General features: G+C 65.3%; 11 protein-coding genes. 3 read left to right on the plus strand and 8 right to left on the minus strand.

Annotated elements, in window-relative coordinates:
* The first annotated feature begins 138 nt into the window (after window positions 1–138).
* The 3 genes from ACYCVF_RS05000 to ACYCVF_RS05010 all read left to right on the plus strand — a co-directional run bounded on the left by ACYCVF_RS05000 (window position 139) and on the right by ACYCVF_RS05010 (window position 2,450).
* Window positions 139–1,167, plus strand: a complete 1,029-nt coding sequence (locus tag ACYCVF_RS05000) for an NAD(P)/FAD-dependent oxidoreductase (RefSeq protein WP_459597493.1) — start codon at window positions 139–141, stop codon at window positions 1,165–1,167.
* A 122-nt stretch (window positions 1,168–1,289) separates the two neighbouring features.
* The gene (locus tag ACYCVF_RS05005; protein WP_459597495.1) at window positions 1,290–1,886 is read left to right on the plus strand and encodes a DUF2147 domain-containing protein; all 597 of its coding nucleotides are present in this window, start codon (window positions 1,290–1,292) and stop codon (window positions 1,884–1,886) included.
* Between the two features lie 207 nt (window positions 1,887–2,093).
* Window positions 2,094–2,450, plus strand: coding sequence for a hypothetical protein (locus tag ACYCVF_RS05010; protein WP_061025911.1), 357 nt, complete (start codon window positions 2,094–2,096; stop codon window positions 2,448–2,450).
* A gap of 138 nt (window positions 2,451–2,588) precedes the next feature.
* Here the strand turns inward: ACYCVF_RS05010 and ACYCVF_RS05015 are convergent, their stop codons facing one another.
* From ACYCVF_RS05015 to ACYCVF_RS05050, 8 genes are all read right to left on the minus strand, one after another.
* Window positions 2,589–2,858 (minus strand): hypothetical protein, encoded by a 270-nt coding sequence (locus ACYCVF_RS05015; RefSeq protein WP_459597498.1) that lies wholly within the window; start codon window positions 2,856–2,858, stop codon window positions 2,589–2,591.
* Between the two features lie 187 nt (window positions 2,859–3,045).
* Window positions 3,046–4,587, minus strand: a complete 1,542-nt coding sequence (gene garD, locus ACYCVF_RS05020; protein WP_459597500.1) for a galactarate dehydratase — start codon at window positions 4,585–4,587, stop codon at window positions 3,046–3,048.
* Between the two features lie 113 nt (window positions 4,588–4,700).
* On the minus strand, window positions 4,701–6,149 hold the full coding sequence (locus tag ACYCVF_RS05025; RefSeq protein WP_459597502.1) for an aldehyde dehydrogenase family protein: 1,449 nt from the start codon (window positions 6,147–6,149) through the stop codon (window positions 4,701–4,703).
* A gap of 77 nt (window positions 6,150–6,226) precedes the next feature.
* Window positions 6,227–7,570: a glucarate dehydratase gene (gene gudD, locus ACYCVF_RS05030; protein WP_459597504.1), complete on the minus strand. Its 1,344-nt coding sequence runs from the start codon at window positions 7,568–7,570 to the stop codon at window positions 6,227–6,229.
* 25 nt (window positions 7,571–7,595) lie between these two features.
* Window positions 7,596–8,540: a 5-dehydro-4-deoxyglucarate dehydratase gene (gene kdgD, locus ACYCVF_RS05035; RefSeq protein WP_459597506.1), complete on the minus strand. Its 945-nt coding sequence runs from the start codon at window positions 8,538–8,540 to the stop codon at window positions 7,596–7,598.
* A 123-nt stretch (window positions 8,541–8,663) separates the two neighbouring features.
* Window positions 8,664–9,569, minus strand: a complete 906-nt coding sequence (locus ACYCVF_RS05040; protein WP_459597508.1) for a LysR family transcriptional regulator — start codon at window positions 9,567–9,569, stop codon at window positions 8,664–8,666.
* A gap of 290 nt (window positions 9,570–9,859) precedes the next feature.
* Window positions 9,860–11,812, minus strand: a complete 1,953-nt coding sequence (locus ACYCVF_RS05045; RefSeq protein WP_459597510.1) for an SGNH/GDSL hydrolase family protein — start codon at window positions 11,810–11,812, stop codon at window positions 9,860–9,862.
* 92 nt (window positions 11,813–11,904) lie between these two features.
* On the minus strand, window positions 11,905–12,987 hold the full coding sequence (locus ACYCVF_RS05050; protein WP_459597512.1) for a lysylphosphatidylglycerol synthase transmembrane domain-containing protein: 1,083 nt from the start codon (window positions 12,985–12,987) through the stop codon (window positions 11,905–11,907).
* Window positions 12,988–13,087: the final 100 nt, after the last annotated feature.

The raw sequence follows: 13,087 nt of genomic DNA on the forward strand, positions 1-13,087 counted from the left end.
CCCAGTTATTATGGCCCGGCAAGTGGGTGCGGCTGCGGGGCGCTCCCGCTTTTATGCCTTCCCTGATCCATCCCCGTTGGCTAGACAGGCAGGGTCACCTCTGCCCGCCGGGCGCCGTCCAACCGATAAAGAGACGACATGAGCGACGTGATCAAAACCGATGTGCTGATTATTGGCGCCGGCCCTTGCGGTCTGTTCGCCGCCTTCGAGCTCGGCCTTCTCGACATGAAGGCGCACTTCGTCGACATCCTCGACAAGGTCGGCGGACAATGCGCCGAGCTCTATCCGGAAAAACCGATCTACGACATTCCCGGCATTCCGCAGGTGTCGGGCCAGGGGCTGACCGATGCGCTGATGGAGCAGATCAAGCCGTTCCATCCGACCTTCCATCTCGGCGAGATGATCGAGACCGTGGAGAAGATCGGCGATCCCGCCTTTCGCTGCACCACCGATACCGGCAAGGTGTTCGAATGCAAGGTGGTGGTGATCGCGGCCGGTGGCGGCTCGTTCCAGCCCAAGCGCCCGCCGGTGCCCGGGATCGAGGCCTATGAAGGCACCTCGGTGCATTACGCCGTGCGCAAGATGGAGACGTTCAGGGACAAGAGCGTGCTGATCGTCGGTGGCGGCGATTCAGCGCTCGACTGGACGCTCAATCTGCATCCGCTGGCCAAGCGCATCACGCTGTTGCACCGACGCGACGAGTTTCGCGCCGCGCCCCACAGCGTCGAGCAGATGCGCGCGCTGGTCGCCAGCGGCAAGATGGATCTCAGGCTTGGCCAGGTCACCGCGCTCTCGGGTGCCGACGGCAAGCTCACAGGTGCGACCGTCAAGGGCAATGACAACAGCATCACCGAGGTCGCCTGCGACACCATGCTGCCATTCTTCGGGCTGACCATGAAACTCGGCCCGGTCGCGAACTGGGGCATTGCGCTCGAGAACAATCTGGTGCCGGTCGAGACGTCCGCGTTCGAGACCAACGTGCCGGGCATTTTCGCGATCGGCGACATCAACACCTACCCCGGCAAGATCAAGCTGATCCTGTGCGGCTTCCACGAGGGCGCGCTGATGTCGCAAAAAGCCCATCGTTACGTCTATCCGGAGAAGCGGCTCGTGTTCCAGTACACGACTTCGTCCTCCAGCCTGCAAAAGAAGCTCGGTGTCAACTGACGCAGGCGGGGCTGGAATGCGATGCCCCATGTTTCTGGTGCTGGAGCCGTTCGCGAAATCGCCGTAGTCTGTGGCCATTCCGGTCGCGGCTAGCAATTGATTGGCATAGCAAGGTGATGATTATGCGGACACTTCTTTCCAGCTTTCGGCTGCTCCCCTTCGTCACGCTCGCCTTGTCGCTCGCGACGGTGACGCCGTGTGCGGCGCAGACCGCCGAGCCCACGGCGGCGGGACTCTGGCAGAAGGTCGAAGACGGCAAGACGGTCGGATGGTTCCTCTTCATCGACCGCAACGGCATCTTCGAAGGTGTGATCGCAAAGACCTTCCCGCGGCCAACCGACGATCCGAACGAGGTTTGCAGCAAGTGCACCGACGATCGCAAGAACGCGCCCGTTCTCGGCATCTCCTTCGTCCGCAACATGAAGCGCGAAGGATTGAAGTACGAAGGCGGCAACGTGCTCAATCCGCGCGACGGCCAGATCTGGAAGGCCAACATGAAGGTCAGTCCTGATGGCCAGACCCTGACCCTGCGCGGCTATCTCGGCATCGCGTTGCTCGGCAAGGACGAGACCTGGACGCGCCTGCCGGATGCCTACATCGCCCAGGTGGATCCTGCCATCGTCGCAAAATACCTGCCCGCGCAGGCAGCAGCCACCAAGCCGCCGGCACCCGCGGCGAAGAAGGGGGGCGGGATGATGGCGCCCGCGCCCAAGCAGTAAGGTCAGCGGCGACCATCCCGCCGAAAGACGAACGCGGGCCCGGTCCGCTTCAGTCATTGCCCGGAATGCATGCTGGCGCCGGATTTGCATAGCTGTCCGCAAGCGGCGGGAGAAGGAGTCGCTGCCCTTCAACCCTTTCGCTGAGCCGCGGAAGGCGGGCGCGGCGCGTTGTCCCTCGCGACGATCACTTCGATCCGCGGAGACGATATGCGATCTGCAAGATTGTGTGCGGCGCCACTGCTCGCACTGACGGCGCTGGTGGCGACGTCGGCGCTGGCGCGCGACGACGGGCGTTTCGCCAACTCGCCGCTCAAACCCTGGTTCGAGAGCCTGCACAGCGAATTCGGGCAGTGCTGCTCGGATGCCGACGGCTATGTCGTCGCCGACGTCGACTGGGAGTCCAATCAGGGACGTTACCGCGTGCATCTCGACGGCGAGTGGGTCGTCGTCCCTGACGGTGCCGTCATCACCGTGCCGAACAAGATCGGCCGCACGATGGTGTGGAAGCACTATATCGACGGCCATCCGCGCGTACGCTGCTTCATGCCGGGCAGCATGACGTAAGCGCAGCAAGTCCTGCGATCTCATTCCGGGGCGACGCGCGAGCGTTGCACCCGGAATCTGGAGGTCGCTATGCGGGATTCTCGGGCGCGCAAATGCGCACCAGGGTCCGCACTGCGACCCGGAATGACGATGAGCGGCTCAACGCGCCTCGCTGTCCGAACTCGCACGCGCGAGCCGCTTGACCCGCGGCGACAGCACCGAAACCTGTGTGGGTGAGGCGGGCATGCCGGCGACCATCATCGCGGGCGCGGCCGACTGCTCCTGGACCCCTGCGCCGCCGAGCACCTGCACCTGCGTCGCCGAGATCGGGAACGACGTCACTTCGTAAGAGGGAAGCTCGTTGGCGAAGGCGCCAGTCGAACTCGCAATCATGGCGCCGGCAACGGCAAACATCGAGAGAATGCGCATTGGAAAATCTCCGTGGAGGATGTCAATCGGAGGTTTGGTCGCATCGATGCCGGAACAGGTTCGCTCCTGTGCGAGCATTCCGATTGCCTTCGGCGAAGATACTTGGTTGCGCAATGCGAACGCGATGAAGCGAAGACGAGACTTTCTGCGGTTCTGTTTCAGAACGGTTTCGTCGCGCTCGCCTCGCTCAGGTCACCGGCGCCGGATTGAAAAGCGTGAGATCGTTGTGGATGCCCCAGCGGTCCGACCATGGCTTGGTGCGACCGCTGGCGACGTCGAGGATGAGGCGGAACAGGTCCCAGCCGCATTCCTCGATGGTCTTCTCGCCGGTGGCGATGCGACCGGCATCGAAGTCGATCAGGTCCTTCCAGCGGCGGGCGAGCTCGCTGCGGGTGGCAACCTTGATCACAGGTGCGGCCGCGAGGCCATAGGGCGTGCCGCGGCCGGTGGTGAACACCTGCAGCGTCATGCCGGAGGCGAGCTGGAGCGTGCCGCAGATGAAGTCCGATGCCGGGGTTGCCGCGAACAGCATGCCCTTCTGCGTGGCCTTCTCGCCGGGCGAGAGCACGCCGGTGATGGCGCTCGAGCCCGACTTGACGATCGAGCCCAGCGACTTCTCGACGATGTTGGCGAGTCCGCCCTTCTTGTTGCCGGGCGTGGTGTTGGCGCTGCGATCGGCGCCGCCGCGGGCGAGGTAAGCGTCGTACCAGGCCATCTCGCGCACCAGCGCCCGGCCGACATCCTCGTTGATGGCGCGGCGCGTCAGAAGCTGGATGGCGTCGCGCACCTCGGTGACTTCCGAGAACATCACGGTGGCGCCGGCGCGCACCAGCAGGTCCGCGGCGAAGCCGACGGCCGGGTTCGCAGTGACACCGGAGAAGGCGTCGCTGCCGCCGCATTGCAGGCCGATGACGAGATCGGAGGCCGGGCAGGTCTCGCGCGTGCGGGTGTTGAGCACCTTCAGCCGCGCCTCGGCCTGGGTCATGATCGCGTCGACGATGGCGCCAAAGCCGTCGAAGGCTTCGTCCTGCATGCGGACGATGGCATCGCGCATGCCTTCCGGTACCAGACGCTCGGGCGCGAGCTTCTCGCAGCCGAGGCCGACGACCAGGATCTCGCCGCCGAAATTGGGATTGAGCGCGAGGTTCTGCAGGGTGCGGATCGGCACCACCGCGTCGGGGGCATTGATGGCGACGCCGCAGCCATAGGCATGGGTCAGCGGCACGACGTCATCGACGTTCGGATATTTCGGCAACAACTCGGCGCGGATGCGCTTGACCGCATATTCCATCGTGCCCTTGACGCATTGCACGGAGGAGGAGATGCCGAGGATGTTCTTGGTGCCGACCGAGCCGTCCGGATTGCGATAACCCTCGAAGGTGAAACCTTCGAGCGGCGGCAACGGCGCGGGGACGGCGGTCGAGATTTCCAGCCTGTCGAGGGCAGGGGCCTCCGGCATGCGGATGCGGGCTTCATCCACCCATTCGCCGGCCTGGATCGGCGACAGCGCATAGCCGATCACCTCGCCGTAGCGGACGATCGGCGCGTCTTGCGCGATGTCGACCAGCGCGGTCTTGTGGCCTTGCGGCACGAAGGCGCGCAGCCTCAGTCCGCAGGCGAAGCGGGAGCCGGCCGGAAGCCCGAAATCATTGACCACGATCGCGACGTTGTCGCGCTCGTTGAGCTTGATGTAGCGGGGCTGCTCTTTCGCCGTGACGTCCTGGTCCATGCGGACTCCGAAATGTAGGGTGGGTTAGCGCAGCGTAACCCACCACAGTCTGCATCCGTCGAACCAGAGGAGGTGGGTTACGCTGCGCTAACCCACCCTACGATACCTGCCCATCAGCCGGGATACGTATAGGCGGTCTTCACCGTGGTGTAGAACTCGCGCGCATAGGAACCCTGCTCGCGGGCGCCGTAGCTCGATCCCTTCCGGCCGCCGAACGGGACGTGATAGTCGACGCCGGCGGTCGGCAGGTTGACCATGACCATGCCGGACTCGCTGTTGCGCTTGTAGTGCGAGGCGTATTTCAGGCTGGTGGTGCAGATGCCGGAGGCGAGGCCGAACTCGGTGTCGTTGGAGATCGCCAGCGCCTCCTCGTAGTTCTTGGCGCGGATGACGGCGGCGACGGGGCCGAAGATCTCCTCGCGCGCGATGCGCATGTTGTTGCTGGCTTCGGTGAACAGCGCCGGCTGGAGATAATGACCGGGGTTCTCCCGCTTGAGCAACTCGCCGCCGAAGGCGAGCTTGGCGCCCTCGTCCTGGCCGATCTTGATGTAGCGCAGGTCCTGGTCAAGCTGGCTCTGATCGACGACGGGGCCGATATGCACGCCGGCCTTGAGCGCGTCGTCCACCGACAGGGCCTTCAGCCGCTCTGCCATCGCCGCGACGAAGCGGTCATGGATGCCTTCGGTAACGATCAGGCGGGAGGAGGCCGTGCAGCGCTGGCCGGTGGAGAAATAGGCGCCGTTGACGGCGACTTCGACGGCGGTCTTGAGATCCGCGTCGTCGAGCACGACCAGCGGATTCTTGCCGCCCATCTCGAGCTGGAATTTCTTCATCGGGTTCGAGAGCACGCAGGCTTGCGCGATCTTGCGGCCGGTCTGCACCGAGCCGGTGAAGGAGATCGCCGCGACGTCGGGATGCTCGAGCAGCGTCTGGCCGACCACGGAGCCGGAGCCGACCACGAGATTGAACACGCCGGCCGGAATGCCCGAGCGGGTGATGATCTCGGATAGCGCATGCGCCGAGCCCGGCACCAGCTCGGCTGGTTTGAACACCACGGTGTTGCCGTAGCAGAGCGCGGGCGCGATCTTCCAGGCCGGAATCGCGATCGGGAAATTCCAGGGCGTGATCATGCCGACGATGCCGACCGGCTCCCGGGTGAGCTCGACGTCGAGGCCGGGACGGACCGAGGCGCCCTTCTCGCCCATCAGGCGCAGCGCTTCGCCGGCGAAGAACGCAAAGATCTGGCCGGCGCGGGCGACCTCGCCGATCCCTTCCGGCAGGGTCTTGCCTTCCTCGCGGGCGAGCAGGCGGCCGAGCTCTTCCTTGCGGGAGAGGATCTCGGCAGAGATCTTGTTCAGCGCGTCATAGCGCTCCTGCGGCGTCGAACGTGCCCAGGCCGGGAAGGCGGCTTTTGCGGCGGCGATCGCCTTCTCGGTCTGCGCCTTGTCGGCCTTGGCATATTCGCCGACGACGTCGTTGGTGTTGGAGGGGTTGATGTTCCTGGTGACGCCGGAGCCGTCGACCCATTCGCCGCCGATGAAGTTCTTCAGGATCGCTGTCATCTTTTTCCTCCTTGTTCAAGGAGCATGATCCTATCGGAAAACCGGTGTCCACTTTTCCGGGATCATGCTCGACGTTCTTATCGCACGAGGCAGGGACGCTTGTCGTCGAAGGTCCAGCCCGGGATCAGGTCCTGCATGGCCATAGCGTCATCCCGGGCGCCAAGTCCATGCTTCTTGTAGAGCTCATGCGCAGCCTCGATGGCGGCGCGGTCGATCTCGATGCCGAGGCCCGGCCTGTCGGGGACGGCGATCTTGCCGCCCTTGATCCGGAGCGGCGCCTTGGTGAGCGCCTGGCCGTCCTGCCATATCCAGTGGGTATCGATCGCAGTGACCTTGCCGGGGGCGGCGGCGCCGACATGGGTGAACATGGCGAGCGAGATGTCGAAATGGTTGTTGGAGTGCGATCCCCAGGTCAGGCCGTTGTCACGGCAGGTCTGGGCAACGCGCACCGAGCCTTGCATGGTCCAGAAATGGGGATCGGCGAGCGGAATGTCCACCGATCCCAAGCGCAGCGCGTGGGAGAGCTGCCGCCAGTCGGTCGCGATCATGTTGGTGGCTGTAGGCAGTCCCGTGGCGCGTCGGAACTCGGCCATGATCTCGCGGCCGGAGAAGCCGGCCTCGGCGCCGCAGGGGTCCTCGGCATAAGCGAGGATGCCGTGCATACCCTTGCAGAGACTGATCGCTTCATCCAGCGACCAGGCGCCGTTGGGGTCCAGCGTGACGCGTGCCTTGGGGAAGCACCTGGCGAGGGCGGTGACCGCCTCGATCTCCTGCTCGCCGCGAAGCACGCCGCCTTTCAGCTTGAAGTCGGCGAAGCCGTAATGGTCGTGGGTGGCTTCCGCGAGCCGCACCACAGCCGCTGGCGTCATCGCCTCCTGATGGCGGAGGTTGAACCATTCCGCCTTGCCGGTTTCGCCCGCGACATAGTCGAGCTTCGACTTGCGCCGGTCGCCGACGAAGAAGAGATAGCCGAGCGTCTCGACGCTGGTGCGCTGCTGGCCTTCGCCGAGCAAGGCCGCGACGGGCAGGTCGAGATGCTGGCCGAGCAGATCGAGCAGCGCGGACTCGATCGCCGTGACCGCGTGGATCATCACCCGGAGGTCGAAGGTCTGCTTGCCGCGGCCGCCGGCGTCGCGGTCGGCGAAGGCGGCGCGGATGTCGGCGAGGATGTTGTTCATCGCGCCGACGGTCTTGCCGATGACGAGATCGCGGGCGTCCTGCAGGGTCTGCCAGATCTTCTGGCCGCCCGGCACCTCGCCAACGCCGGTGTGACCGGCATTGTCGGCGAGGATAACGATGTTGCGGGTGAAGAACGGGGCGTGCGCACCGCTGAGGTTGAGGAGCATGCTGTCACGGCCCGCGACCGGGATCACCTGCATCGCCGTGACGACAGGTGCGCCAGAGATATCAGTCCGGGCCATCGCACGCTCCTCCCGTTGTCGTCCGTTATTCTGCCGCCTGTTGTGTCGATCGGATGGCGGGCAGATTCTTCACCAGCGCCGTCAGTTCCGCCATCTCCCGTTCGGTGAGATCGGTGAGCGGCGGGCGGACCGGACCGGAGTCGCGGCCGATCACTTTCATGCCGGCCTTGATGATCGAGACCGCATAGCCCTTCTTGCGGTTGCGGATCGCGAGCAGCGGCAGGATGAAGTTCTTCAGGCCTGCATGGATCGTCTCATGGTCGCGTTGGCGTACGGCGGCGTAGAAGTTGGTGGCGAACTCCGGGACGAAGTTGAACACCGCCGAGGAATAGGTCGTCACGCCCATGTCGAGATAGGGCAGCGCAAAAGTCTCCGCGGTCGGCAGGCCACCGATATAGGTCAGGCGATCGCCGAGCTTGGTGTGGACGCGGGTCATCAGCTCGATATCGCCGATGCCGTCCTTGTAGCCGACGAGATTCGGGCAGCGCTCGGCGAGGCGGGCCAGCGTGTCCGGCTGGAGGATGGCGTTGTCGCGGTTGTAGACGATGACGCCGATCTTCACGGAGGCGCAGACGGCCTCGACATGGGCGGCAAGGCCGTCCTGCTCGGAATGGGTGAGGTAAGGCGGCAATAGCAGCAGGCCGTCAGCGCCGGCCTTCTCGGCACCGACGGCAATCTCGCGCGCGATCGCGGTGCCGTAGCCGGTGCCGGCAAGCACCGGCACGCGGTCCTTGGTCTCCTCCACGGCGACCTTGACGATCTCGGGAACCTCGACCGGAGTCAGCGAGAAGAACTCGCCGGTGCCGCCGGCTGCGAAAAGGCCGGCAACGTCATAGCCGCACAGCCAGTCCATGTTGGCGCGGTAGGCCGTCTCGTCGAAGGAGTAGTCAGCCCTGAACGGCGTGACGGGGAAAGACAGGAGGCCGGATCCGATCTTTCGGGCCATCTCCTGCGGGGTCATCTTGCTCACGGGCGCTGCTCCCTTGGTGCGTGTTGTGGAGGACGCAAGCCTGCGCGTCCATGCGCCGTGGTTTAGGAGACCGTTCGATGCGCGTCCAAGCCAAAGCCTATATCGACCGATGCGGATTGAGCATCAATCGTCCGTCGCCTCCGCGGAGGACAGTTCGCCGGCGATCTTGACCAGTGCCGGCAGCAGCGGGTTCTCGTCGTCGCGGCGCCACACCATGAACAGCTCGACGGGCACGCGGGTGCGCAACTTCAGGGGCCGAAGCCGCACGTCGGAGATCTTCAGGTTGGCGGCTGCGGCCGGCACGATGGCGAGGCCGAGGCCCGCGCGCACCATCGCGAGGATCGAGTGGATCTGGCTGAGATGCTGGACGTAGCGCGGCAGCACGTCGGCGCGGGTGAACAGCGCCACCAGCAGGTCGTGGAAATAGCGGCTCTCATAGGGCGAGTACATCACGAAGGGCTGGTCGTCGAAGTCCTTGATGGTGATGCTGTCGGCGCTGGCGAGCGGATGCTTCTTCGGAATCGCCGCGAGCAAGGGCTCGGCGACGACGCGGCGGCTGGCAAGTTCGGGGCGCGCGATCGGCGGTCTCAGCAGGCCGGCGTCGATCTGGCCCGAGGTCAGCGCCTCGAACTGATCGCCGGACACCATCTCCTTCAGCGAGAAATCGACCTCAGGCAGCTTGGCGCGGCAGGCGGCGACGAGCTCGGGCAGGAAGCCGTAAGCAGCGGCCGCCGTAAATCCGATCTTCAGCGATCCGATCTTGCCGAGCGCGATGCGGCGGGCGACCTGAGAGGCGCTTTCCGCAAGCTTGAGGATGCGTCGGGCCTCGGGCAGGAAGCTGCGCCCCGCAGGCGTCAGCCGCACCGAGCGGCTGGTGCGCTCCAGGAGCGGCGCATCGATGATGTGCTCGAGCACCTGGATCTGCCGGGACAATGGCGGCTGGGTCATGTTCAGCCGCGCGGCGGCGCGGCCGAAGTGCAGTTCTTCCGCCACCGTGACGAAACAGCGGAGCTGGTTGAGATCGAACATCGATACATGCCTTAGATGGATAAGGCGTTTCCCCGGCACTTCTAACATCGGTTACCTCCCAAACAAAGACGGCGGCCGTGGGCCGCCGTTGAGTTACCTGGTCAAGCTCCATGGGAGCTCTCAGGAGGAACGCTGTGTCACCCGCTCGATCTTGCCGACGACCTGGGCCGTAGTCGTAGAGGCGCGCGCAGCGAGGTGTCCAAGTTCAATGAAGCATCGATCGATGCCGTTTTTGAATTGATGAAACGCGGCTCACGCGACGATGAGCGCGCCTGTGGAGGCAGCGCGACCTACTGCTGGGCGCTCGGCAGCAGCTGCGGCAGGAATCCGCGCGTCACGTTCGGCGGCACCGCATCGAGCCCCAGCACGGTGCTCGCGGCCGGCAATGCGGCATCCGCCATTGCGGCGTGGCCTTCGGCGCTGGGATGCACGGCGCCGCCATAGACGGCGGAGAGCACGCCCCAGGTCGCATCGTGAATGTCAGTGGGCTGGCTCGCTGCCGGCAAGCCTTGCGGATAGGTCATCGCAGCGAAATAGCTGTCGTTGGCGTCGCGGATCCAGCGCGCGCGCGGCAGGTAGGCGCGATATTCAGAGGCGCCGCGGCCGCACAGCATCGGCTGGCTCGCCGCGCTGACGATGTCCGGATTGAAGCTCTGGCCGTTCTCGGCAAAGCAGGCCCGGTCGAATTCGGGATCGTTGCCCGAATGGGCGCAGAAGCCGTGATCGGCGAACGCGGCCTGGTGCGCGTCGACGAAGGTCATGCGGTCGGCTTCGGGATCGCGGCACAGCGCACCGCGGGTGCAGGTGGCGAGCCCTTTCAGCTGCGGCAGGAATTCCGTGTCGACGTAGGTGGAGACCCGGGCGAGGCGCTGCGGATCGGCGCTGAAGGCCGGATGGATGTCGAATCCGGCGCGGCCGCCGCGGCAGGGCACGCCGCCCTCGGCGAGCGCGGGATTGGCGTAAGAGACATAGACCACGCGCGAGAGGTCGCCGCCGACGAGCGGTTTCAGCGTCTCGCGCAGCTTGGCGAAATTCTGCGGCAGCTCGCGCGTCAGCGCGTCCCGGGAATCGTCGACGCTCGCCATCACGCCGGAGCGGCGGAACAGCGCCCGCTCGGTCGCGGTGTCAACGATGACGTCGGCGACGAGACCGGAGAAGTAGACGTCGTTGGCGCCGACCGAAAGCAGAACGAGGTCGAGCGTGCGGTCGGGTTGACGTTTCTTCGCTGCGGTAAGCGCCTCGCGCAGTTCGGCAACCTGGGCATTGACGCTGGTGTTGCAGACGCCGGTCTTGCCGGGCGGGCATTCGCGGGCGCGCTGCGACCCGAGCAGCCCGTCGCTGATGCTGGCGCCGGTGCAGGCTAGCGGCAGGAAGGTCACCGCGATGTGGGTGTAGCGCACCGCGAGCGCCAGCGCGGCGCGGGCCTGATAGCTGTAGAGCGAACGGTGGCAGGGCGCGTTGAACCAGAGCGCGCTGTAGCGTTGCCAGTTGGCGAGCGTATCCGGCGCCTCGCAGGCGCGGCCGCCCTTGAAGCCGGCGCGGCTCGGCCGGTAGTACTGCGCGCCGGCGGTGCCGAGATAGGAGCGGAAGCAAAATCCGTCGTCCGACAGCGCCAGCGGCCGGTCCGGATTGCCCTCGCCGGAGGCGATGCTGTCCCCGAGGCCTGCGACGAAGATGTCGCGAACCTTGATCTCGGTCTGGATGCGCTGGGTCGGATCGGAGCCGGAGGAGACGTCGACGGTCGCGACCGTCTGCCTGCCGTAGCGGACGCGCAAATTGATCGGCTCGGCGCAGTCGAACGTCGATTGTTGCGGGCCGTCGCCGTCGTCGAACGACCAGGCGCAGGTGGCGCCGACCGGCACTGCCCCCGCGAGGCGCACCGTGACGGGATGGTCTATCGGGGTGATGTAGTTCTCTTTGACGTTATCGCGGGTGCAGGGCTGGTTGACCCGGCCCTGGAGGTCGATGCAGAGCCGGTTGACCATGTTGCGGGCCCAGCCGCGGCCCTCGCTCTGAAGCTCCAGCGATTGCTCGGCGGCGAGGATGCTGCGATTACGCGCGTTCTCGACATGGAGCAGGAAGTCGCGTTCCTCGCGAAACAGACGGAAGCGGTTACGCACCTCCCAACTGATCTGCATCGCGCCGGCGTCCTGCGCGGCGGACGGCTCGGGCAGTAAAGCGGTCAGAATGCCGGCAAGCAGCAGCGCGGCTGCAGGGAGGGTGCGAAATAGGAGAGGGATCATGGCCCGGCTCTTCAACGGCAAAGTTGAGGCGGAAATAAGAGATGATTGCACCTCCGCCTGCAACCTTCGTCTGACGGCTTCGTGGTTCGGTCCTACCGCTTGCCGGCCTGCCGCAGTGTCCGTTCGCGCTCCATTGTGGCCACCTGCTTGGGCAGGTTGGCCTGAGCGCAGGCCTCCGCCAGCCGTCGCCGTTCCTGCCAGGGCTCGACCACGTTCATCCAGAGTTCGCGCGCGCCCATGATGGAGATGGCGAGGCCGAAGGGGATCACGAAATAGAGGATGCGGAACACCAGCAGCGTCGCCAGAAGCTGCTCGCGGCCGAATTCGGGCAGCGCCACCAGCATCGCGGCATCGAATACGCCGATCGAGCCGGGCGCATGGCTGGCAAAGCCGATCAGGGTCGCCAGGATGAACACCACGGCGAGCGACATGAAGTCGATCGGCGGATTGGCAGGCATCAGCAGGTACATTGCCATGGCGCAGAAGCCGAGATCGACCACGCCGATCAGGATCTGCACCAGCGTCAGCGGCGCCGAGGGCAGCACCACCTTCCAGCCCTTCTGGCCGAGCTCGCGCCGCTTCTCGCCCATGCATAGCCAGATGAGATAGGCCCCGATCGAGGCAAGGCCGCCGAGCGCGATCAGCCGGTTGATCGATGGGGGCAGCTGATCCATCGAGGACGCCGCATCCGGATGGATGGCCAAGCCGATCGAGAGCACGAAGATGTTACCGAGCCAGAAGGTCAGGCCTGACAGGAAGCAGATTTTCGCGACGTCGATCGCGTTCAACCCGTAATCCGAATAGATCCGGAAACGGATCGCGCCGCCGGTGAAGACGGTGGCGCCGATGTTGTGGCCGATCGAGTAGGACGTGAAGCTCGAGAGCGCAGCGATGCGATAGGGCACGTGCTTCTTGCCGATCGTTCGCAGTGCAAAAAAGTCGTAGAAGGTCAGCGTGCAGAACGCGAAGAAGACGCAGATCGCCGCCAGCCCGATGCTCCCGCGGGGAATCTCGGTCAACGCGGTCAGGATGACGCCGGTGTCGATACCCTTGAGGGTCCGCACCAGCGTGGTGATCGCGAAGGCGATGATGAAGATGCTCGCGGCAATTCCGAGCCGTCGCCAGCCGATCCATCTCTTGAAGCCGCGTTTCAGCGCAGGCAGCAGTCCGTGCATTCATCCTCCCGGCGGGGGGCAAAAGCCGACCGGGCCAGGCATTGGCCGGTCGGGCGCGATCACGGCCAAAGGCAGGCATCGATCGCTAGGCATGATCCAG

The sequence above is a fragment of the Bradyrhizobium cedriense genome, assembly GCF_054602315.1.

Coding starts and splice junctions, on each gene's coding strand:
- gudD (WP_459597504.1), bottom strand. CDS start 7,570: ATGGCCCGGACTGATATCTCTGGCGCACCTGTCGTCACGGCGATGCAG.
- ACYCVF_RS05010 (WP_061025911.1), top strand. CDS start 2,094: ATGCGATCTGCAAGATTGTGTGCGGCGCCACTGCTCGCACTGACGGCG.
- ACYCVF_RS05025 (WP_459597502.1), bottom strand. CDS start 6,149: ATGACAGCGATCCTGAAGAACTTCATCGGCGGCGAATGGGTCGACGGC.
- ACYCVF_RS05045 (WP_459597510.1), bottom strand. CDS start 11,812: ATGATCCCTCTCCTATTTCGCACCCTCCCTGCAGCCGCGCTGCTGCTT.
- ACYCVF_RS05050 (WP_459597512.1), bottom strand. CDS start 12,987: ATGCACGGACTGCTGCCTGCGCTGAAACGCGGCTTCAAGAGATGGATC.
- ACYCVF_RS05015 (WP_459597498.1), bottom strand. CDS start 2,858: ATGCGCATTCTCTCGATGTTTGCCGTTGCCGGCGCCATGATTGCGAGT.
- ACYCVF_RS05040 (WP_459597508.1), bottom strand. CDS start 9,569: ATGTTCGATCTCAACCAGCTCCGCTGTTTCGTCACGGTGGCGGAAGAA.
- ACYCVF_RS05000 (WP_459597493.1), top strand. CDS start 139: ATGAGCGACGTGATCAAAACCGATGTGCTGATTATTGGCGCCGGCCCT.
- garD (WP_459597500.1), bottom strand. CDS start 4,587: ATGGACCAGGACGTCACGGCGAAAGAGCAGCCCCGCTACATCAAGCTC.
- ACYCVF_RS05005 (WP_459597495.1), top strand. CDS start 1,290: ATGCGGACACTTCTTTCCAGCTTTCGGCTGCTCCCCTTCGTCACGCTC.